The organism is Pseudomonas sp. CFII68, assembly GCF_000416195.1.
Lineage (GTDB): Bacteria > Pseudomonadota > Gammaproteobacteria > Pseudomonadales > Pseudomonadaceae > Aquipseudomonas > Aquipseudomonas kilonensis.
The window spans coordinates 1-20,310 of the sequence record NZ_ATLN01000027.1 but is presented as its reverse complement, the minus strand read 5'-3'; the positions used below and the strand labels follow the sequence as shown (position 1 = coordinate 20,310).

General features: G+C 61.2%; 20 protein-coding genes. 13 read left to right on the top strand and 7 right to left on the bottom strand.

All coding sequences use genetic code 11. The features are described from left to right. The first annotated feature begins 32 nt into the window (after positions 1 to 32). Positions 33 to 812, top strand: a complete 780-nt coding sequence (locus CFII68_RS21875; protein WP_013694557.1) for an exodeoxyribonuclease III — start codon at positions 33 to 35, stop codon at positions 810 to 812. 93 nt (positions 813 to 905) lie between these two features. On the opposite strand, the gene gltS is transcribed toward CFII68_RS21875, so the two are convergent. The 4 genes from gltS to rph all read right to left on the bottom strand — a co-directional run bounded on the left by gltS (position 906) and on the right by rph (position 4,586). Then, positions 906 to 2,114, bottom strand: a complete 1,209-nt coding sequence (gltS, locus tag CFII68_RS21880; protein ID WP_033062444.1) for a sodium/glutamate symporter — start codon at positions 2,112 to 2,114, stop codon at positions 906 to 908. 513 nt (positions 2,115 to 2,627) lie between these two features. Further along, entirely contained in the window at positions 2,628 to 3,224 is a 597-nt protein-coding gene (locus CFII68_RS0125790; RefSeq protein WP_018602498.1) for a heme-binding protein, read from the bottom strand. A 239-nt stretch (positions 3,225 to 3,463) separates the two neighbouring features. Next, positions 3,464 to 3,832, bottom strand: coding sequence for a DUF4870 domain-containing protein (locus CFII68_RS21885; protein ID WP_013694558.1), 369 nt, complete (start codon positions 3,830 to 3,832; stop codon positions 3,464 to 3,466). A 31-nt stretch (positions 3,833 to 3,863) separates the two neighbouring features. After that, a complete protein-coding gene (gene rph, locus CFII68_RS21890; RefSeq protein ID WP_003177262.1) occupies positions 3,864 to 4,586 on the bottom strand; it encodes a ribonuclease PH in 723 nt (240 codons plus the stop codon). A 272-nt stretch (positions 4,587 to 4,858) separates the two neighbouring features. Here rph and CFII68_RS21895 point away from each other — a divergent pair, with 272 nt between their 5' ends. The 6 genes from CFII68_RS21895 (at position 4,859) to CFII68_RS21920 (ending at position 10,151) form a co-directional block, all read left to right on the top strand. Next, on the top strand, positions 4,859 to 5,722 hold the full coding sequence (locus CFII68_RS21895) for a YicC/YloC family endoribonuclease (RefSeq protein WP_018602491.1): 864 nt from the start codon (positions 4,859 to 4,861) through the stop codon (positions 5,720 to 5,722). A 10-nt stretch (positions 5,723 to 5,732) separates the two neighbouring features. Then, positions 5,733 to 6,353 carry a guanylate kinase gene (gene gmk, locus CFII68_RS21900; RefSeq protein WP_003206877.1) on the top strand — a complete coding sequence of 207 codons (621 nt, stop codon included), beginning with the start codon at positions 5,733 to 5,735 and terminating at the stop codon, positions 6,351 to 6,353. Between the two features lie 167 nt (positions 6,354 to 6,520). Next, positions 6,521 to 6,784, top strand: a complete 264-nt coding sequence (gene rpoZ, locus CFII68_RS21905) for a DNA-directed RNA polymerase subunit omega (protein ID WP_003177259.1) — start codon at positions 6,521 to 6,523, stop codon at positions 6,782 to 6,784. 60 nt (positions 6,785 to 6,844) lie between these two features. Continuing rightward, complete coding sequence (gene spoT / locus CFII68_RS21910; RefSeq protein WP_003206879.1) at positions 6,845 to 8,950, top strand: bifunctional GTP diphosphokinase/guanosine-3',5'-bis pyrophosphate 3'-pyrophosphohydrolase; 2,106 nt, start codon at positions 6,845 to 6,847, stop codon at positions 8,948 to 8,950. A gap of 24 nt (positions 8,951 to 8,974) precedes the next feature. Next, positions 8,975 to 9,355, top strand: coding sequence for a RidA family protein (locus CFII68_RS21915; protein WP_003206880.1), 381 nt, complete (start codon positions 8,975 to 8,977; stop codon positions 9,353 to 9,355). A 55-nt stretch (positions 9,356 to 9,410) separates the two neighbouring features. Next, a complete protein-coding gene (locus CFII68_RS21920) occupies positions 9,411 to 10,151 on the top strand; it encodes a hypothetical protein (RefSeq protein WP_018602475.1) in 741 nt (246 codons plus the stop codon). 51 nt (positions 10,152 to 10,202) lie between these two features. Here the strand turns inward: CFII68_RS21920 and CFII68_RS21925 are convergent, their stop codons facing one another. After that, positions 10,203 to 11,102 carry a DMT family transporter gene (locus CFII68_RS21925; protein ID WP_018602474.1) on the bottom strand — a complete coding sequence of 300 codons (900 nt, stop codon included), beginning with the start codon at positions 11,100 to 11,102 and terminating at the stop codon, positions 10,203 to 10,205. Between the two features lie 246 nt (positions 11,103 to 11,348). Then, positions 11,349 to 12,206 carry an SDR family oxidoreductase gene (locus tag CFII68_RS21930; protein WP_018602470.1) on the bottom strand — a complete coding sequence of 286 codons (858 nt, stop codon included), beginning with the start codon at positions 12,204 to 12,206 and terminating at the stop codon, positions 11,349 to 11,351. A 189-nt stretch (positions 12,207 to 12,395) separates the two neighbouring features. Here CFII68_RS21930 and exbB point away from each other — a divergent pair, with 189 nt between their 5' ends. The 6 genes from exbB (at position 12,396) to CFII68_RS21960 (ending at position 19,357) form a co-directional block, all read left to right on the top strand. Further along, positions 12,396 to 13,367: a tonB-system energizer ExbB gene (gene exbB / locus CFII68_RS21935; RefSeq protein ID WP_018602468.1), complete on the top strand. Its 972-nt coding sequence runs from the start codon at positions 12,396 to 12,398 to the stop codon at positions 13,365 to 13,367. A gap of 6 nt (positions 13,368 to 13,373) precedes the next feature. Next, a complete protein-coding gene (gene exbD, locus CFII68_RS21940) occupies positions 13,374 to 13,802 on the top strand; it encodes a TonB system transport protein ExbD (protein WP_003206888.1) in 429 nt (142 codons plus the stop codon). Further along, a complete protein-coding gene (locus CFII68_RS21945) occupies positions 13,799 to 14,554 on the top strand; it encodes an energy transducer TonB (RefSeq protein WP_018602465.1) in 756 nt (251 codons plus the stop codon). The genes exbD and CFII68_RS21945 overlap by 4 nt, the downstream gene beginning before the upstream one ends. Positions 14,555 to 14,874: 320 nt before the next feature. Beyond that, a complete protein-coding gene (locus CFII68_RS21950) occupies positions 14,875 to 15,795 on the top strand; it encodes a hydrogen peroxide-inducible genes activator (protein WP_003206891.1) in 921 nt (306 codons plus the stop codon). Positions 15,796 to 15,804: 9 nt separating this feature from the next. Then, positions 15,805 to 17,880, top strand: a complete 2,076-nt coding sequence (gene recG / locus CFII68_RS21955; RefSeq protein WP_018602457.1) for an ATP-dependent DNA helicase RecG — start codon at positions 15,805 to 15,807, stop codon at positions 17,878 to 17,880. A gap of 79 nt (positions 17,881 to 17,959) precedes the next feature. Further along, the gene (locus tag CFII68_RS21960) at positions 17,960 to 19,357 is read left to right on the top strand and encodes an aminoacyl-tRNA deacylase and HDOD domain-containing protein (RefSeq protein WP_018602455.1); all 1,398 of its coding nucleotides are present in this window, start codon (positions 17,960 to 17,962) and stop codon (positions 19,355 to 19,357) included. A gap of 162 nt (positions 19,358 to 19,519) precedes the next feature. On the opposite strand, the gene CFII68_RS21965 is transcribed toward CFII68_RS21960, so the two are convergent. Further along, positions 19,520 to 19,900, bottom strand: a complete 381-nt coding sequence (locus tag CFII68_RS21965; RefSeq protein WP_018602453.1) for a hypothetical protein — start codon at positions 19,898 to 19,900, stop codon at positions 19,520 to 19,522. Between the last annotated feature and the right edge of the window lie 410 nt (positions 19,901 to 20,310).

Genomic DNA, 20,310 nt, shown 5'->3' with positions numbered 1-20,310 from the left:
ATCATACACGCACGTGATTTTTGGGGCCATTTATGCGGATCATCAGTGTGAACGTCAATGGTATTCAGGCTGCAGTGGAGCGAGGTTTGCTCAGTTGGCTGCAAGCACAGAATGCCGACGTCATCTGCCTGCAGGACACCCGCGCCTCCGCCTTTGAACTGGACGATGCAGCCTTCCAACTGGACGGTTACTTCCTTTATGCCTGCGATGCCGAAGTCCCCGCCCAGGGTGGCGTGGCTTTGTACTCGCGGCTGCAACCGAAGGCTGTCATCAACGGTCTCGGTTTCGAGACGGCGGACCGCTACGGGCGCTACCTGCAAGCCGATTTCGACAAGGTCAGCATCGCGACCTTACTGCTTCCTTCGGGGCAGAACGGCGATGAAGATTTGAATCAGAAATTCAAGTTGATGGACGACTTCGCCCGCTATCTGGATAAACAGCGGCGCAAACGTCGCGAGTACATCTATTGTGGCTCGCTGTACGTGGCGCAACAGAAGCTGGATATCAAGAACTGGCGCGACAGCCAACAATCTCCTGGTTTCCTGGCGCCGGAGCGGGCCTGGATGGACGAGATCATTGGCAACATGGGTTATGTCGACGCCCTGCGCGAAGTCAGCCGTGAAGGCGACCAGTACAGCTGGTGGCCGGACAACGAACAGGCCGAGATGCTCAACCTTGGCTGGCGCTTCGACTACCAGTTGCTGACACCTGGGCTGCGCCGCTTCGTACGCAGCGCCCGCCTGCCGCGCCAGCCACGGTTCTCGCAGCATGCGCCGCTGATCGTGGATTACGACTGGACGCTGACCATCTAAGCGTATCGACGACCGCCTCAAGCCGGCCGAACAAAAAATGCCCGTATCGCAAGATACGGGCATTTTTTATGGCGAACGCTACTGCGCGGAACCTCAAGCCGTGGCAAAAAACGGCAGGGCAAGGTACAACTTGATGACGATGACGTTAATGATATCGATGAAGAACGCCCCCACCATCGGCACCACCAGAAACGCTATCTGCGAAGGTCCGTAGCGCTGCGTCACTGCCTGCATGTTGGCGATGGCCGTCGGCGTGGCACCCAATCCAAAACCGCAATGCCCTGCCGCCAAGACGGCTGCATCGTAATGACTGCCCATGAGCCTGAACGTCACGAAAATCGCAAACAACGCCATGACCAATGTCTGGGCCACCAGAATGATGAAGATCGGTAGGGCCAGTGACGCCAGGTCCCACAATTTGAGTGACATCAAGGCGATCGCCAGGAACAGTGACAGGCTCACATTACCGAGCACGGACACTTCTCGCTCGAAGACCTGATACAAGCCAAGCACCGAAAGCCCGTTGCGCAGGACCACCCCCACGAACAAGACGCAAACGAACGTCGGCAACTCGAAGGCGGTGTCGTGGAGCTGCCCATTCAAGAGCGTGCCGACCAACAGGCTGACCGCAATCAGCGCCAGCGTCTCGATAAACGAAAACGGCGTAATCGAGCGCTCTTTGTTCGGCTGTTCGAAACCCTTGGGTATCCGGGGCTTTTCTGCCTCAAGGCAGCCGGGTGCCTGGACACGCTTGATGAGCAGGCGCGCAACCGGCCCACCGATCAAGCCACCCAACACCAAGCCAAACGTCGCGGAAGCCATCGCAAGCTCGGAGGCGGAAGCCAGACCGTACTTCTCACTGAATACCGTCCCCCACGCCGCGCCTGTGCCGTGACCGCCTGCCAAGGTGATCGAGCCGGTCAGCAACCCCATCAACGGATCGAGCCCCAGCGCTTTTGCGAGCCCGATGCCCATGGCATTCTGGACCACCAGCAGGCCGACAACCGCCAGCAGGAAAACCCCAACTACGCGCCCGCCTTTCTTCAGGCTGGCGAAGTCTGCGCTCAGGCCAATCGTGGCAAAAAATGCCAGCATCAACGGGGTCTGCAATGAAGTATCAAATCGAACTTCAACTTCAAGCCCCCGCAAAGCCAGGAGAATCAAGGCAACTACCAACCCACCCGCCACGGGCTCGGGAATATTGTAGGCGCGTAGAAAACCGACACGTTTAACAAGTCCGCGCCCCAGCAAAAGCACTAAAGAGGCGGCGACAAGTGTTCCATAGAAATCGAGCTGCAACATAGGTGCTTAATCTTTGTATATCTTAGCCAGAGACGAACTTTTTACCTGGACACGCCTCTAGGACAGGTTGATTGCCTTAACACTTGATTGGCTTTGAATTCAAGAACCTTCAATGGTCTGAATATATCGAAATATTTCTGTGCGAATATTACGCAGGGCAACTCTATCAACCGACGCGCATTGTTGCCAAGCGTCTAACTCAGGGTAGAACTGCGCAGTTGTGACTAAACATTTAAGACCAATACCTGTACGCGCTCATTTACACCGCGCAATTGGATGCTGTACACGAAATGAAATGCGTACAACTTCAGAATAAAATGACCGATAAGCGAGACCACTGCCCTTCAAGGCGTCACGGAAGCGATGGAAGGAGGGCTTGCTCCCACTGGATTGCCGAGCGCCCACAAAAAGCGCGTTACGCAACCCAGAGGGGCAAGCCTGGCTCGAGGAGGTTTCAGCCGCCATGGGGATTAACGTGTTGATCCATCGCTCGAGGTCATTGCTACGCTAGAATCAAGACGCTGCTGGGACTGCCGGAGTCTTTTCGCCTGGCGCGCCACCTGGGGACTCCAGACCGGCATCCCCAGCCAGCGCTGGCTTGTATTTATCAATTGCATAATTTGCGCATTGAGCATCAATTCGACCGTCCGGGGCGCCGCCTACGCCAATGGCACCGATCACCTCGCTGCCAACCCTGATGGGAACGCCGCCGGCCAACGCCAAGATCCCAGGAAGGTTAGCTAGCTGGGGCGCCTGCACGGTGCGCGCCATGATATTGCTTGTTTCAGTTTTGAAGGACACCGCCGTATATGCCTTACGCTCGCTGCCAGCGAGGGCGATAGGCCCAGTGTTGTCAGATCGTAGCATCGCCAGCACCGCGCCTGAACGGTCCACCACCGTGGCGGCGACCGACTGGTTGTTGGCGGCACAAACGGCCACGGCTGTTTTGGCCAGTTGCAAGGCATGAATGTAGGACAGGTTTTTCTGTGGGATAACTGCTTGTGTGGCCGGAGCCTGGGACGCGAGTTCTTTCAAAGGCGCCAGTTGAGCATGGGCTAATGCAACGCCAAACGAGCAAACAACTGCGCAAATAACTTGTGGAATATACATGCTTAAATCCTTTTAATCCGAGTAATGAGAAGATCTTCCATCCGATGGAAAACTCATAATGGTGCCAAATCACAGCCCTGACACTAAATGTTTTCAGACAGGATGTAAGGAACCCACTCTCGATAAAGCTCGCCCCCCCTCTTATTAGTCGATTGCCCCACGATAATGTTTTGCCGTTATGCGAAAACGATAATGCCCCAATAAATCGGGGCATTTCTCTAGAGTCGCAGCATTGATCGTTATTTGACCAACCGCCACGTGAAAGGATACCGATACGGTTGCCCTTCATTAGCCTTTACGCCACCGATGATGGTCAATACCAGCGCACCGATGGCCACCAGGCCAAACAGGAAGAAGCCGATCACCACGACCATCAGCAGCAAGCTGATCGCCGAGGCAATCGCCACGGTGATCTGGAAGTTCAGCGCTTCCTTGCCCTGGGCATCAATGAACGGGTCGGACTCACGCTTGAGCTGCCAGAGCACCAACGGCCCGATCAGCGTACCGAACGGAATCCAGATCCCCAACAAGGCGGACAGGTGACAAAACATTGCCCATTGACGCGCCTCTTTGCTCGGCTGGGGCAGCAGGATTTGCTCATCACTCATGACGCTCTCCTTGTCTTGAAGCGGAAATCGATCAGTCAGCCAAGGCGGCCTTTTGCAGTTCGAAGATCTCGTTCATGCCTTTCTTCGCCAACTCCAGCATAGCGTTCAATTCTTCCGGCTGGAACGGTGCGCCCTCGGCAGTGCCCTGGACTTCGATGAAACCGCCGGCACTGGTCATGACCACGTTCAGGTCAGTCTCGGCAGCGGAGTCTTCCAGGTAATCCAGGTCCAGCACCGGCTCGCCCTGGTACATGCCCACGGACACAGCGGCGATCATTTGCTTGAGCGGGTCGCCGCCCTTGAGGCCGCCGCGCTTCTTGATCACTTTCAAGGCATCGACCAGGGCGACCATGGCCCCAGTGATGGAGGCAGTACGGGTACCGCCGTCGGCCTGGATCACGTCGCAATCGACATACAGCGTCACATCGCCCAACTTGGACATGTCCAGAGCAGCACGCAGCGAACGGCCGATCAGGCGTTGGATTTCCAGGGTACGGCCGCCCTGCTTGCCACGGCTGGCCTCACGCTGGTTCCGCTCACCGGTGGCACGCGGCAGCATGCCGTATTCGGCTGTCAGCCAGCCTTGGCCCTGGCCCTTGAGGAACCGTGGCACGCCGTTTTCGACACTGACAGTGCAGATGACTTTGGTATCACCGAATTCGACCAGTACAGATCCCTCGGCGTGTTTGGTGTAGTTGCGGGTAATGCGGATCGAGCGAAGCTGATCGGCAGCGCGACCACTTGGACGTTTCATAGGGAATACCTGTACGGAGGACGGAAAACTGCCGAGCATTATAGAGCCGTGAATCGTCATAGGGCAGTTAAACGTCGCTCGGTTCTAAAAGCCGGCGCGAGCGAAGCCGCGCAAAGGCCCGCCCGACGGGCTGCCACGCTTTGTCGCAAGCGCGGTTGGGGCATACGCGTCACTGCGCTACAATCCTGCGCCTTTGCTGCCCTTGGGCTTTTAATTTACAGATCCCAGGCCCACGACCACCGTCGTGCCGGCCTGCATTGCGAGGAACCTCCATGGTGCACAGCATGACCGCCTTCGCCCGCGTCGAAAAAGCCGGGGCCCAAGGCACGCTGAGCTGGGAACTGCGCTCGGTCAACAGCCGCTACCTGGAGCCGCACCTGCGCCTGCCCGAGTCTTTCCGCGACCTCGAAGGCGGCGTGCGCGAGGCTCTGCGCCAGGGCCTGTCCCGGGGCAAGCTGGAATGCACCCTGCGCTTCACCGAAGAAAGCACTGGCAAAGCCTTGCAGGTGGACCGCGAGCGCGCCGCGCAACTGGTCGCCGCGGCCGAAACCGTCGCCAGCCTGATCAAGCACCCTGCCGCCCTGAATCCACTGGAAGTCCTGGCCTGGCCCGGCGTACTGGTGGGTGACGCGAGCGACCCGCAGGCGCTGAACGCCGAGGCGATGGCACTGTTCAATGAAGGCCTCAAGGAACTCAAGGCCGGCCGCGAGCGCGAAGGCGCGGAGCTGGCCCGGCTGATCAACGAGCGCCTGACCTCCATTGAAGAAGACGTCAGCACCCTGCGCGAACTGGTCCCGCAGATGCTCGCCACCCAGCGCCAGAAAGTCCTCGACCGCTTCACCGACATGAAGGCCGAGCTGGATCCACAACGGCTGGAACAGGAAATGGTCATGCTCGCGCAAAAGAGCGACGTGGCCGAAGAACTGGATCGCCTGAGCACCCACATCATCGAAGTTCGCCGGGTGCTCAAGTCCGGCGGTGCGGCCGGTCGCCGCCTCGACTTCCTGATGCAGGAGCTCAACCGCGAAGCCAATACACTGGGCTCCAAGGCCTTCGACCCGCGCAGCACCCAGGCGGCGGTCAACCTCAAGGTGTTGATCGAACAAATGCGCGAACAAGTGCAGAACATTGAGTAAGGCAAACGACATGACCCACAGCACCGGCACCCTCTACATCATTTCCGCGCCCTCGGGCGCCGGCAAGACCAGCCTGGTCAAGGCCCTGATCGATGCCGAACCGCAGATCCGCGTCTCGGTCTCGCACACCACCCGCGCCATGCGTCCGGGCGAAGTGAATGGCGTGAACTATCACTTCGTCGACCGCGAAGAGTTCGTGAAGATGGCCGAACACGGCGACTTCCTGGAGCGCGCCGAAGTTTTCGGCAACCTTTATGGCACTTCGCAAAGCTACTTGCAGCAGACCCTGGACGAAGGTCACGACCTGATCCTGGAAATCGACTGGCAAGGCGCCGAGCAGGTGCGCAAGCTGATGCCCCAGGCGCGTTCGATCTTCATTCTGCCGCCAAGCCAGCAAGCCTTGCGCCAGCGCCTGACCAACCGCGGCCAGGACAGCGACGACATCATCGAAGGCCGGATGCGCGAAGCGGTCAGCGAAATGAGTCACTACGTCGACTATGATTACCTGATCATCAACGACGATTTCGCCCACGCGCTGGACGACCTGAAGGCGATTTTCCGCGCCAGCCAGCTGCAGCAGAAACGCCAGCAGCAACGTTTCGGCAAATTATTGGCCGAATTGTTGGGCTGAACAGCCCTTCCCAAAACCGCTGCGACGGCTTTACATTGGTAGTCGCAGCGCGCCGAGGGGTTTGGTTAAAAAATCAGCGCTTCCCTAAACGCTGGTGTTTTTTTAAACTGTCGAGTCCGCTCGCCCAACCGGGCAGCGCGCATATTGCATTCGCTCCGAGGAATACCATGGCCCGCGTAACCGTTGAAGACTGCCTAGAACACGTGGAAAACCGCTTTGAGCTGGTCATGCTCTCTACCAAGCGTGCCCGTCAACTGGCCACCGGTGGCAAAGAGCCGTTGGTCCAGTGGGAAAACGACAAGCCTACCGTAGTAGCGCTGCGTGAAATCGCCGAAGGCCTGATGAGCTACGAGTTCATCGCCAACGCTGAAATCGTCGAAGACGAACCGCTGTTCGCAGCGTTCGAGGACGAGTCCAACGAGGCGGTCTAAGCCTATGCCTGGTCGACGTAGCACGGCGCGGGGTCACAGCAAACGGCAGGAGTCATCATCATGCCGAGCATAGACGCCCTCGCCGATCGCTTATCGGCCTACCTCGGCACGGACCAGGTCAATCTGGTCCGCCGAGCCTATTTCTACGCCGAACAAGCCCACGACGGCCAGCGCCGCCGCAGCGGCGAGGCGTACGTCACGCATCCCCTTGCGGTGGCGAATATTCTTGCCGACATGCACATGGACCATCAGAGCCTGATGGCGGCGATGCTGCATGACGTGATCGAAGACACCGGCATTGCCAAGGAAGCGCTGCAAGCGCAGTTCGGCGAAACCGTGGCCGAACTGGTCGACGGGGTCAGCAAGCTGACCCAGATGAACTTCGAGACCAAGGCCGAGGCCCAGGCCGAAAACTTCCAGAAAATGGCCATGGCCATGGCCCGCGACATTCGCGTGATCCTGGTCAAGCTCGCCGACCGCCTGCACAACATGCGCACCCTGGAAGTGCTGTCCGGCGAAAAACGCCGGCGCATCGCCAAGGAAACCCTGGAAATCTACGCACCCATCGCCAATCGCCTGGGCATGCACGCGATCCGCATCGAGTTCGAAGACCTCGGCTTCAAGGCCATGCACCCGATGCGTTCGGCGCGGATCAACCAGGCCGTCAAGCGCGCCCGGGGCAACCGCAAGGAAATCGTCAACAAGATCGAAGAGTCCCTGAGCCACTGCCTGGCCATCGACGGCATCGAAGGCGAAGTCAGCGGGCGGCAGAAACACCTCTACGGCATCTACAAGAAAATGCGCGGCAAGCGTCGGGCCTTCAACGAGATCATGGACGTCTACGCGTTCCGGATCATCGTCGACAAGGTCGATACCTGCTACCGCGTTCTAGGCGCTGTACATAATTTGTACAAACCGTTGCCGGGGCGCTTCAAGGATTACATCGCGATCCCCAAGGCCAACGGCTATCAATCGCTGCACACCACGCTGTTCGGCATGCACGGCGTACCGATCGAGATCCAGATCCGCACCCGTGAAATGGAAGAAATGGCCAACAACGGCATCGCCGCCCATTGGCTGTACAAATCCAGCGGTGACGAACAGCCCAAGAGCACCCACGCCCGCGCCCGACAATGGGTCAAGGGTGTGCTGGAAATGCAGCAGCGTGCCGGCAACTCCCTGGAATTCATCGAGAGCGTGAAGATCGACCTGTTCCCGGACGAGGTCTACGTCTTCACGCCCAAGGGCCGGATCATGGAGCTGCCCAAAGGCTCCACGGCCGTGGACTTTGCCTATGCGGTGCACACCGACGTCGGCAACAGTTGCATCGCGTGCCGGATCAACCGCCGCCTGGCGCCATTGTCCGAGCCGCTGCAAAGCGGCTCCACGGTGGAAATCGTCAGCGCCCCCGGCGCCCGGCCCAACCCGGCGTGGCTCAATTTCGTGGTCACCGGCAAGGCCCGCACCCATATCCGTCACGCCCTGAAACTGCAACGCCGCTCCGAATCCATCAGCCTCGGCGAACGCCTGCTGAACAAGGTGCTGAACGGTTTCGACAGCTCGCTGGACAAGATCCCGGTCGAGCGCGTGCAACTGATGCTCCACGAATACCGTCTCGAATTGATCGAAGACCTGCTCGAAGACATCGGCCTGGGCAATCGCATGGCCTACGTCGTTGCCCGTCGCCTGCTCGGCGAAGGCGAACAGTTGCCAAGCCCCGAAGGCCCGCTGGCGATTCGCGGCACCGAAGGCCTGGTACTCAGTTATGCCAAGTGTTGCACGCCGATCCCGGGCGACCCGATTGTCGGCCATTTGTCCGCCGGCAAAGGGATGGTGGTGCACCTGGACAACTGCCGCAACATCAGCGAAATCCGGCACAACCCGGAAAAATGCATCCAGCTCTCCTGGGCCAAGGATGTCACCGGCGAATTCAACGTCGAGCTGCGGGTCGAGCTGGAGCACCAGCGCGGCCTGATCGCCCTGCTGGCCAGCAGCGTCAATGCCGCCGACGGCAATATCGAAAAAATCAGCATGGATGAACGCGATGGCCGCATCAGCGTCGTTCAATTGGTGGTCAGCGTGCACGACCGTGTGCACCTGGCCCGTGTGATCAAGAAACTGCGCGCCCTGACCGGCGTTATCCGCATCACCCGCATGCGCGCGTAGCCCATTCGTTATCAGGAGTCATTCATGACCAAGACCGTTATCACCAGCGACAAGGCCCCGGCCGCCATCGGTACTTATTCCCAGGCGATCAAGGCCGGCAACACCGTGTACATGTCGGGCCAGATCCCACTGGACCCCAAGACCATGGAGCTGGTGGAAGGCTTCGAAGCCCAGACCGTGCAGGTGTTCGAAAACCTCAAGGCTGTGGCCGAGGCCGCCGGTGGTTCGTTCAAGGACATCGTCAAGCTGAACATCTTCCTCACCGACCTGAGCCACTTCGCCAAGGTCAACGAGGTGATGGGCAAGTACTTCGACCAGCCTTACCCTGCCCGCGCCGCCATCGGCGTGGCGGCCCTGCCCAAGGGCGCTCAGGTTGAGATGGATGCCATCCTGGTCATCGAGTAATAAGGCCGGCGCAGCCTCCCCCGCTGCGCCGTTTTCGTCTTGAAAGGATTCCACCATGCGCAAAGCGCTTGCTCTCTCGTTGGCAGCCCTGCTTCTGGGCGGCTGTGCCAGCGACCCTGCCGACCGTGACATCAGCGGCACCTGGATCAACCAGGCAGCCATCGACGCTGCCGCCAAGGGCGGCCCGCTTCGCGAAGCGCTGCAGGGCTATGGCCCGAACCTGGAATGGGACGTCAACACCCGTGCCGGCCAGGCGCGCTACACCAACGGTTTTGAAAACGTCGAAGGCAAATTGCTGGGTGAAGAAGACGGCGCCTGGAAAGTCGATTTCTACGGCAGCTCCGCCAGCGAACTCAAGCGCGATGGCGACCAGTTGAGCCAGGCCGCCACCGAGAACGAACCGCAGCAGGTGTTCGATCGCGCACAAGTCCAGGTCCCGGAAGGCGCGCCCATCGGCGCCAGTTTCGAGCGTGCGCTGTATGCCGCCTACCTGGGCGGCACCTGGAACATCGCCAGCGGCCCCGGCCAGGGCGCCACCGTGCAATTCCAGCCCGACGGCCAGGTCAGCGGCCTGCCGGGTGCCGATCGCTATGCCTTGTGCCTGGCCGGCGATTGCGCCTCCATGAGCGGTGGAAACGACAACATCTGGCTGCAACAGAACGGCCAGGGCAACACCTGGATCTTTGCCCGCGACGGCAAGAAGCTGGAAATTTTCCAGACCGTCAACGCCGCGCTGGCCGATGAAATGCCTTCGTTCACGCCGGGCACTCGGCAGTGGGTGCTGGAAAAGCAGTAAGAGATAGGGCGCTTTGAACTAACTGTACGAGCGCCCCCTCCCGGCAAAGGTTCACGCGCGAGACGGAACTGGCTTTTTTCTACCCAGGCGGATCAGCTCATTGGAGAAACACAGCCCAATGATGATCAGCAGTGCGCCCGGGTACAGGCTTTCGCGCGGCACCTCATTGAGCACAACAAATGCCAGCAGTGCGGCGAACAGCGGCTCGGTCAGCTCCAAGGCTTGCACCTGGGATGGCTTGAGGTACTCGATTGCCTTGGTGGTACAGAAAAAGCCGAGGATGGTCGGCAGCGCGGCCAGCGCCAGCAGTGCGGCAATCGCCCAGGGCGACAGCTCACCGATCACGAAGCCGTCGGCCGAAGCCGGCATCAGCAAGTACAGGCTGCCGAAGAACAGCAACTGACGAGTGAAGTGCAGCCCACCGGACACGCCCATCCGTTTCATGGCTACCGAAAACGCCCCATAGCCGCAGCCCGCCATGGACGCGAGCGCAACGCCTTGGAGCGTGAAGCCCTGCTGCAGATCGGCGCCAAAGATCACCGCGATTCCGGCGATCGCCAAGGCGGCACCCACAGTGGCGTTCGCAGTGATCGGATCCTTGAGGATTATGCGTCCGAGCACGATCGAGGAAATGGAAGCGCTGGCCATCAGCATCACGACTACCCCCGCCGCAGCGTAATGCCGATAGGCAGCCGTTTCGAAGTGGAACAGCACAAAGATACCGAGAAACGCGCAGATCGCCGCCTGGGTCCATTTGGCCGTCGTCGCCGGACGCTTGATAAACAGCAGCAAGGCCGAGAGCAGCAGACAACCCAGGACGGTCTTTATGACGGCGACACTGCTGGCGGTGAAACCATTGCTCATGAGCACTTTGCTGAGCACGCCTATCGTGGCGTTAAGTGCGGCGGCGGAGAGTGCAAAGATAACGCCTTTGCTGAAACTGGCTTGCATTGATGACGGTCCTTGTCGCTGTCAGGTCGTTCGATAGGATGTTGGCCCACCGACGACGCAAAAGATGACTGAAACGGTTGCGGGTGGCCTGCAGATCACTCTTGGCTTCGGCAAGCAGCGGATAATGCTCGGCGAGCTCGATGAACCAAGTCAAGACCCGGAAGGTACTCAGGACGGTAAGCGCCCATAGAGAACTAGCCCTTGGCGCCGAACCCCATCATCGAGCACACGCCGAGCAGGCCCGTGTCAGCAGCGCCCTTCCAGGATCGCCGCATACCCCTCGCGAAAACTCGGATACCGCGGCGTCCATCCCAAGGCCTTGGCCCGGGCATTGCTGCAGCGCTTGCTGCCGGCGCGACGCACGCTGGCGTCTTCGGCCCACTCGGTCACGCCCATGAATTCGCGCAACCAGCCCACCACCTCGGCCAGTGGCGCAGGAGCGTCGTCGACGCCGATGTAGCAATCGTCCAGCACCTGGCCCTGGCGATCGGCCTCCAGCAGAAACGCCAACAAGCCGGCCGCATCGTCGGCGTGGATGCGATTGGCGTACAGCGGCGGGTCGATCACGACGCGATAGCCTTGGCGGACCTGGCTCAGCAGCCACTCCCGACCCGGCCCATAGATGCCGGTCAGGCGCACGCGACTGGCCGGGATGCCACTGTCCAAGGCCACTTGCTCGGCTTCGAGCATCAGGCGACCGGAATACCCGCCGGCCACGGTTGGCGAGGTTTCATCCACCCATTCGCCCTGCTGTTGCCCATAAACGCTGCTGCTGGACACAAAAAGCAGGCGCTTGGGCCGCTGGCCATGCTGCTTCAGCCAACTCAACACATGCTGCAACCCTTCGACATAAGCCGTGCGATAGCCCGCTTCGTCATGGTCGGTGGCTGCGGCGCTGTACACCAGGTAATCCAGTGACCCGGTGGGCCAGTCGGCGGGGCATTGCTCGCTGAACAAATCCCCCGCCACCCCGATAACGCCGGCCGGCAGGTTCGAAACCGTGCGCCGCAGGCCATGGACTTGCCAATGTTCGGCCACTAACTGGCTGGCCAGGCGGCCGCCGATATCACCGCAGCCGGCGATCAAAACAGAAGGCGCGGACATCAAGAACTCCTCTGGCAAAGCCGCAGACTAGCCTTCGCAGGGGACGAGCGGCTAGCCATGTGAGAAAAAAAGTAACTGTATTACTTTTGTTAACAAGAATTAATTGCAATAATGCCCACCACTTTTGTTCTCGGCCCCACGAGGCCTGGAAGAACATCAACCTTCTTTTTCCTCTCAGGTCCGGCCAGCATGAAACGCTCTCTATCCCCCGCTTCGCCAACCAATCGACCTCGTGCCTGGAGCACGGTAGCCGCCCTGCTGTTCAGCCTGCTGCTGGCACCTGTCGCCGCGTTCGCCGATGCACAGACGCCGACCACGACGCCGGCCACCGCACCGGCTGCTGCCCAGGCACCGGCCGACCCGGCCGCTCCCGTTGCAACGCCTGTCGCCACCGACCCGGCCCAAGCCGTCGAAGCCGACGCACCTGAAGTGCTCGAAGCCGACAATACCCTGGGCATGGCTCACGACCTGTCGCCATGGGGCATGTACAAGAACGCCGACATCATCGTGAAAATCGTGATGATCGGCCTGGCCATCGCCTCGATCATCACCTGGACCATCTGGATTGCCAAAGGCTTCGAGCTGCTGGGTGCCAAGCGTCGCTTGCGTGGTGAAATCGCCGCCCTGAAAAAAGCCACCACCCTCAAGGAAGCCAGCGCCACCGCCGCGAAGGCCGGCACTCTTGCCAACCTGCTGGTGCATGACGCACTCGAAGAGATGCGCCTGTCGGCCAACAGCCGCGAAAAAGAAGGCATCAAGGAACGTGTGAGCTTCCGCCTCGAGCGCCTGGTCGCCGCCTGTGGTCGCAGCATGAGCAGCGGCACCGGCGTGCTCGCCACCATCGGCTCTACCGCGCCATTCGTCGGCCTGTTCGGCACCGTGTGGGGCATCATGAACAGCTTCATCGGCATCGCCAAGACCCAGACCACCAACCTCGCCGTCGTTGCGCCCGGCATCGCCGAAGCCCTTCTGGCAACAGCCTTGGGCCTGGTCGCAGCGATCCCGGCCGTGGTGATCTACAACGTCTTCGCCCGCTCCATTGCCGGCTACAAGGCCCAGGTCTCCGACGCTTCGGCCGAAGTCCTGCTGCTGGTCAGCCGCGACCTCGACCACTTGCCGCCCGAGCGTGGCTCGCAACCGCACATGGTGAAAGTGGGGTAATCGGCCATGGGCCTGCATTTGAAAGAAGGCGCAGACGACGATCTGGCCGAGAACCACGAAATCAACGTCACACCGTTCATCGACGTGATGCTGGTGCTGTTGATCATCTTCATGGTGGCGGCCCCGCTCGCCACCGTGGACATCAAGGTTGACCTGCCGGCATCGACGGCCAAGCCTTCGCCACGGCCGGAGAAACCGGTGTTCCTCAGCGTCAAGGCCGACCAGCGCCTGTTCCTGGGTGAAGACGAGGTCAAGGCCGAAACCCTCGGCGCGACCCTCGACGCCAAGACCCAAGGCAAGAAAGACACGACAATCTTCTTCCAGGCCGACAAAGGCGTGGACTACGGCGACCTGATGAGCGTGATGGACGCGCTGCGGGGCGCCGGTTACCTGAAGGTCGGTTTGGTCGGACTCGAGACGGCGCCCAAGAAATGATCACGACGCGCCAAAAGCTGACGCGTTACAGCGGTAGCCTGGCAGTGGTGCTGGGCGTGCATGCGCTCGCCATCGCCGTGGCGCTGAACTGGACATCACGCGCGCCCATCGAATTGCCTCCCCAGGCAATGATGGTCGAGCTGGCGCCGGTACCAGCCCCGCCGCCACCGGCACCGCCCAAAGTCGTCACACCGCCGCAACCTCCCGAGCCGGTCGAAGAATTGCCGCTGCCCAAGCTTGCCGAAGCGCCGAAGCCGGAGATTTCCGTGCCCAAGCCGGTCAAGCCCAAGCCAAAGCCGCAACCGCCCAAGCCCAAACCGGTGGAGAAAAAGCCCGAGCCGCCGAAGGAACAGCCGTCGGAGCAGAAGCCCAGCGACACCCCGCCAACCCAGTCAGTCGCCGAGAAGTCCGCACAACCGGCTCCTGGCCCGTCGCCCGCGCAATCGGCGGCCAAGGCCAATTGGCAGGGCACGCTGCTGGCGCACCTGGGCAAGTACAAGAAGTACCCGCCCAGGGCCCAGCAGATGAACAAGGAAGGCACCAACCGCCTGCGCTTCGTGGTGGATGCCGAAGGCAACGTGTTGTCATTCGAACTGGTGGGCAGCTCCGGCACGGAGTTGCTGGACAAGGCCACCCTGGAAATGATCCGCAAAGCCCAACCGCTGCCCAAGCCGCCGGCCGAGCTGCTGACCAACGGCACCATCGAACTGACGGCACCGTTTGTGTACTCCATCGACAAGCGCCGGCGTTGATCTCAATTACCAGCCCCTTAACAGGGGCTTCCTGTTCCAGGTAAGCGTTTTGGAGCACAGGGGATTGGGAGCAAAGCCATCTGTGGAGCCAGGGCATCTGTGGGAGCAAAGCTTGCTCGCGATACAGGCACCTCGGTTCCAGCGAACACCGCGTTAACTTCATCGCGGGCAAGCCTTGCTCCCACAGACAATTCCACATTCTTAAATAAATCCCTGACCACACAGACATTGGACAGTGTCACACCGCACCCCCAGTCTGATAACGTGCGTCTATCGATTGCAGCCGGTATGCTTGGCTCGCAACTTCACGGACGCTCGCCATGACCCTCACAGAATTACGCTACATCGTGACCCTCGCCCAAGAGCAGCATTTCGGCCATGCGGCCGAGCGTTGCCACGTCAGCCAGCCGACGCTGTCGGTGGGCGTGAAAAAGCTTGAAGACGAACTCGGTGTGCTGATTTTCGAGCGCAGCAAAAGCGCCGTGCGCCTGACCCCCGTGGGCGAAGGCATCGTGGCCCAGGCACAAAAGGTCCTGGAGCAGGCCCAGGGCATTCGCGAACTGGCCCAGGCCGGCAAGAACCAACTGACCGCCCCGCTGAAAGTCGGCGCGATCTACACCGTCGGCCCGTACCTGTTCCCGCACCTGATTCCGCAACTGCACCGGGTCGCCCCGCAGATGCCGTTGTACATCGAAGAAAACTTCACCCATGTGCTGCGCGACAAGCTGCGCAACGGCGAGCTGGACGCGATCATCATCGCCCTGCCGTTCAACGAAGCCGACGTCCTGACCCTGCCGCTCTACGACGAACCGTTCTACGTCCTGATGCCGGCCCAGCACCCCTGGACCCAGAAAAAAACCATCGACGCCGCCCTGCTCAACGACAAGAGCCTGCTGTTGCTCGGCGAAGGCCACTGCTTCCGCGACCAGGTGCTCGAAGCCTGCCCGACCCTGACCAAAGGCAGCGAAGGCGCCAAGCACACCACAGTGGAGTCCAGCTCCCTGGAAACCATCCGCCACATGGTCGCCTCGGGCCTGGGCATTTCGATCCTGCCGCTGTCGGCAGTGGACAGCCATCATTACGCCCCGGGCGTGATCGAAGTCCGCCCGCTGACGCCGCCCGTGCCGTTCCGCACCGTCGCCATCGCCTGGCGCGCCAGTTTCCCGCGGCCCAAGGCCATCGAGATCCTCGCTGACTCGATCCGTCTGTGCTCCGTGGCCAAGCCGCCCGCTGGCAAGTAAGCCACGGCCATGACGGAGCTGTCGAAAGTGCCGGTCACGACACTCAAGGGTGTCGGTGAAGCCATGGCCGAGAAACTGGCCAAGGTCGGCCTGGAAAACCTCCAGGACGTGCTGTTTCACCTGCCGCTGCGTTACCAGGACCGCACCCGCGTGGTGCCCATCGGCCATTTGCGCCCGGGGCAGGATGCGGTGATCGAAGGCACCGTCAGCGGCGCCGACGTGGTCATGGGCCGCCGTCGCAGCCTGGTGGTGCGCCTGCAGGACGGCACCGGCGGGCTCAGCCTGCGCTTCTACCATTTCAGCAATGCACAAAAGGAAGGCCTCAAGCGCGGCACCCGCGTACGCTGCTACGGCGAGGCGCGGCCCGGGGCTTCGGGGCTGGAGATCTATCACCCGGAATACCGCGCCATCACCGGCGACGAACCGCCGCCGGTGGACGAAACCCTGACCCCGGTCTATCCGCTCACCGAAGGCCTGACCCAACAACGCTTGCGCCAGCTCTGCCAACAAACCCTGACCCTGCTCGGCCCCAGCAGCCTGCCCGACTGGCTGCCCACGGAACTGGCCCGGGATTACCACCTGGCACCCCTGGCCGATGCGATCCGCTACCTGCACCATCCGCCCGCCGATGCCGACGTCGACGAACTCGCCCTCGGCCATCACTGGGCCCAGCATCGCCTGGCGTTCGAAGAACTGCTGACCCATCAACTGTCGCAGCAACGCCTGCGCGAAAGCCTGCGTTCCCTGCGCGCCCCGGCCATGCCCAAGGCCAGGGATCTGCCGGCCCGCTACCTGGCCAACCTCGGTTTCGCCCCCACCGGTGCCCAGCAACGGGTCGGCAACGAAATCGCCTACGACCTGAGCCAGCCGGAGCCGATGCTGCGGCTGATCCAGGGCGATGTCGGCGCCGGCAAGACCGTGGTCGCCGCCCTGGCGGCGCTGCAGGCCTTGGAGGCCGGTTATCAGGTGGCGCTGATGGCGCCCACCGAGATCCTGGCCGAACAACATTTCATCACCTTCCAGCGCTGGCTCGAACCGTTGGGCATCGAAGTCGCCTGGCTGGCCGGTAAGCTCAAGGGCAAGAACCGCGTCGCCGCCCTGGCACAGATCGCCGAAGGCGCACCGATGGTGGTCGGCACCCATGCGCTGTTCCAGGACGAAGTGCAGTTCAAGAACCTGGCCCTGGTGATCATCGACGAACAGCACCGCTTCGGCGTGCAACAGCGCCTGGCCTTGCGGCAGAAAGGCGTGGGTGGGCGGATGTGCCCTCATCAACTGATCATGACCGCGACGCCGATCCCGCGGACCCTGGCGATGAGCGCCTACGCCGACCTCGACACCTCGATCCTCGACGAACTGCCCCCCGGCCGCACACCGGTCAATACCGTGCTGGTCACCGACACCCGACGAGTGGAGGTGATCGAGCGCGTGCGCGGCGCCTGTGCCGAAGGGCGGCAGGCCTATTGGGTGTGCACGTTGATTGAAGAGTCGGAAGAGCTGACCTGCCAGGCGGCCGAAACCACCTTTGAAGACCTCACTGCCGCCCTCGGCGAGTTGAAGGTCGGGCTGATCCACGGCCGCATGAAGCCCGCCGAGAAAGCCGCCGTCATGGCTGAGTTCAAGGCCGGCGCCCTGCAACTTTTGGTTGCCACCACGGTAATCGAGGTGGGCGTCGACGTGCCCAATGCCAGCCTGATGATCATCGAGAACCCCGAGCGCCTGGGCCTGGCGCAGCTGCACCAACTGCGCGGCCGGGTGGGCCGGGGCAGCGCCGCCAGCCATTGCGTTCTGCTCTATCACCCGCCGTTGTCGCAGATCGGGCGCCAGCGGCTGGGGATCATGCGCGAAACCAACGACGGTTTCGTCATCGCTGAAAAAGACCTCGAGTTGCGCGGCCCCGGTGAAATGCTCGGCACACGCCAGACGGGTCTGCTTCAATTCAAGGTAGCCGACCTGATGCGCGACGCCGATCTGCTCCCCGCCGTACGCGACGCCGCCCAGGCCCTGCTGGAACGCTGGCCCGACCACGTCAGCCCGCTGCTGGATCGCTGGCTGCGTCATGGGCAGCAATACGGCCAAGTGTGAGCACGCGCTCAGTTTTCAAGACGCGCGTACCGGACAAGCTGGTTATACTGACCAACTTGTAGGAAAACGGATACAGACCATGACAGAAGCTGCCCTCGTCCCCGAAGCCCCGCACGCTCCGTCTGTTATTCGGCTGTTGCTCGAAAAGTTGGGCATCGGCTATGACGAAGTACTCGAACGACCCGGCCTGAACCCAGCCCGCAAAGTGCAGGCGGTGTTGTTGCACGATGCCGTTGGCGCGCTCATGGTGCTGTTTCCGCAAAGCCAGTTGCTGGACCTCAATCGCCTGGCCGAACTCACCGGTCGCAAGCTCACGGCGGTGCCGACCGAACGCCTGGAGCGCATGCTCGGCAAACACAGCCTGAGCCTGCTGCCCGGCCTGCCGGCGCTGACCAGCTCGCCGTGCCTGTACGAAGAAAGCCTGCTGCGCGAACCGAAGTTGCTGATCAACTCCGGTGAGCCGGGGCTGTTGCTGGAAGTCACCAGCGAAGCGTTCAAGACCATGCTCACCAAGGCCAGCGCCGCGACGTTCGGTGAACCCGTGAGCAACATCACCCCCAACCTGGACCGCCCGCACGACGACCGCAAGGAAATCACCCAGGCCGTACAGGCGTTCACCGCCCGGCGTATCCAGCAACGGCTGGAAGAAACCATCGAGATCCCGCCGCTGGCTGAAACCGCGCAGAAAATCATCAAGCTGCGGGTCGACCCCGACGCGACCATCGATGACATCACCGGCGTGGTGGAAACCGACCCGGCCCTGGCCGCGCAAGTGGTGAGCTGGGCGGCATCGCCCTACTACGCATCACCCGGCAAGATTCGTTCGGTGGAAGATGCCATCGTCCGGGTACTGGGCTTCGACCTGGTGATCAACCTGGCGCTGGGCCTGGCCCTGGGCAAGACCCTGAGCCTGCCCAAGGACCACCCGCAACACACCACGCCGTACTGGCACCAGTCGATCTACACCGCCGCCGTCATCGAAGGCCTGACCCGCGCCATGCCGCGCGCCCAGCGACCCGAAGGCGGCCTGACCTACCTGTCGGGCCTGCTGCACAACTTCGGTTACCTGCTGCTGGCCCACGTGTTCCCGCCGCACTTCTCGCTGATCTGCCGGCACCTGGAGGTCAACCCGCACCTGTGCCACAGCTACGTGGAACAGCACCTGTTGGGCATCAGTCGCGAGCAGATCGGCGCCTGGCTGATGCGCTACTGGGACATGCCCGACGAACTGGCCACCGCCCTGCGCTTCCAGCACGACCCGCACTACGACGGCGAATATGCCGAATATCCGAACCTGGTGTGCCTGGCGGTGCGCCTGCTGCGCGCGCGCAGCATCGGCTCCGGCCCGGATGAAGAAATCCCGGACGCGCTGCTTGAACGCGTGGGCTTGACCCGGGAAAAGGCCAACGATGTAGTCAGCAAAGTGCTGGACGCGGAAGTGTTGCTGCGGGAGCTGGCTTCGCAGTTTGGCCATTGATGGCCAACACTGGCAACTGAGCTTTTGTGGCGAGGGGATTTAGCTGTGGGAGCAAAGCTTGCTCGCGACACAGGCGACTCGATTTCAGAGAGACCGCATCGCCTTCATCGCGGGCAAGCCTTGCTCCCATATGGCCTTGGTCCTGGATAGAATCTGCGCGGCTCAAACTTTCTTGGCCTTCCTCGGCTTCAAATACTTCATCAGCCCCTGGAACCAGATCACCAGCGCCGGGTTGCCCTTGATCTGGATCGACTTGTCCTGAATCCCCGTCATGAACGCCAGCTGCTTGTTCTTGGCCTGCATCGTGGCGAAGCCATAGGCGGCGTCCTTGAAGGCAATGGCGAACGCAGGCTCCGGGTAAGTGCCGGACTGGCTAGTGATGCGCTGGTTTTTCACCGTGAAATGCCGGGCGACCTTGCCGTCCAGGGTTTGCAGCTGAAACACCAATTCCTTGTCGCCCAACTGCTGCTGGAACGCCGGATTGGTCCGACTGGCCTTGCCCATCAACAACCCCAGCATCCACAGCAGAAAACGAAATTTCATGGGCACAGCCTCGTGATGAAAGATGATTGGCTGGCAGTTTAGCGATTCTTCGGCGTAACGCCATCATCGGATCGCTTTAGCGGAAGATCAGCTGATTTTCGCGAAAGATGACTGCCAAGTCACAAAACTAAAAAGCAAAAGATCGCAGCCTTCGGCAGCTCCTACATCGATTTCCGTAGGAGCTGCCGAAGGCTGCGATCTTTTGATCTTTTTGCTCTCCTGTTCCTCGGACATTTCCTTCAAAACGCCGGGCTGTTCATGAACTAGGCAGCGCTTACGAGCGCCGCTAACCTCTGTTCGTCATCGCAAAAAACGGTGACACGGACGTGCAAGTCCGGTACATATCGGCGCGCAACTGCCACGCCAAACGGCTCATGCTCGTATTGGTGCGTTTATGGCGGCTGCGCGCG

Coding starts and splice junctions, on each gene's coding strand:
- CFII68_RS21875 (WP_013694557.1), top strand. CDS start 33: ATGCGGATCATCAGTGTGAACGTCAATGGTATTCAGGCTGCAGTGGAG.
- exbB (WP_018602468.1), top strand. CDS start 12,396: ATGAAACGCTCTCTATCCCCCGCTTCGCCAACCAATCGACCTCGTGCC.
- exbD (WP_003206888.1), top strand. CDS start 13,374: ATGGGCCTGCATTTGAAAGAAGGCGCAGACGACGATCTGGCCGAGAAC.
- CFII68_RS21920 (WP_018602475.1), top strand. CDS start 9,411: ATGCGCAAAGCGCTTGCTCTCTCGTTGGCAGCCCTGCTTCTGGGCGGC.
- spoT (WP_003206879.1), top strand. CDS start 6,845: ATGCCGAGCATAGACGCCCTCGCCGATCGCTTATCGGCCTACCTCGGC.
- CFII68_RS21960 (WP_018602455.1), top strand. CDS start 17,960: ATGACAGAAGCTGCCCTCGTCCCCGAAGCCCCGCACGCTCCGTCTGTT.
- recG (WP_018602457.1), top strand. CDS start 15,805: ATGACGGAGCTGTCGAAAGTGCCGGTCACGACACTCAAGGGTGTCGGT.
- CFII68_RS21950 (WP_003206891.1), top strand. CDS start 14,875: ATGACCCTCACAGAATTACGCTACATCGTGACCCTCGCCCAAGAGCAG.
- rpoZ (WP_003177259.1), top strand. CDS start 6,521: ATGGCCCGCGTAACCGTTGAAGACTGCCTAGAACACGTGGAAAACCGC.
- rph (WP_003177262.1), bottom strand. CDS start 4,586: ATGAAACGTCCAAGTGGTCGCGCTGCCGATCAGCTTCGCTCGATCCGC.
- CFII68_RS21895 (WP_018602491.1), top strand. CDS start 4,859: ATGGTGCACAGCATGACCGCCTTCGCCCGCGTCGAAAAAGCCGGGGCC.
- CFII68_RS21930 (WP_018602470.1), bottom strand. CDS start 12,206: ATGTCCGCGCCTTCTGTTTTGATCGCCGGCTGCGGTGATATCGGCGGC.
- CFII68_RS21965 (WP_018602453.1), bottom strand. CDS start 19,900: ATGAAATTTCGTTTTCTGCTGTGGATGCTGGGGTTGTTGATGGGCAAG.
- gltS (WP_033062444.1), bottom strand. CDS start 2,114: ATGTTGCAGCTCGATTTCTATGGAACACTTGTCGCCGCCTCTTTAGTG.
- CFII68_RS21915 (WP_003206880.1), top strand. CDS start 8,975: ATGACCAAGACCGTTATCACCAGCGACAAGGCCCCGGCCGCCATCGGT.
- CFII68_RS21885 (WP_013694558.1), bottom strand. CDS start 3,832: ATGAGTGATGAGCAAATCCTGCTGCCCCAGCCGAGCAAAGAGGCGCGT.
- CFII68_RS21945 (WP_018602465.1), top strand. CDS start 13,799: ATGATCACGACGCGCCAAAAGCTGACGCGTTACAGCGGTAGCCTGGCA.
- gmk (WP_003206877.1), top strand. CDS start 5,733: ATGACCCACAGCACCGGCACCCTCTACATCATTTCCGCGCCCTCGGGC.
- CFII68_RS0125790 (WP_018602498.1), bottom strand. CDS start 3,224: ATGTATATTCCACAAGTTATTTGCGCAGTTGTTTGCTCGTTTGGCGTT.
- CFII68_RS21925 (WP_018602474.1), bottom strand. CDS start 11,102: ATGCAAGCCAGTTTCAGCAAAGGCGTTATCTTTGCACTCTCCGCCGCC.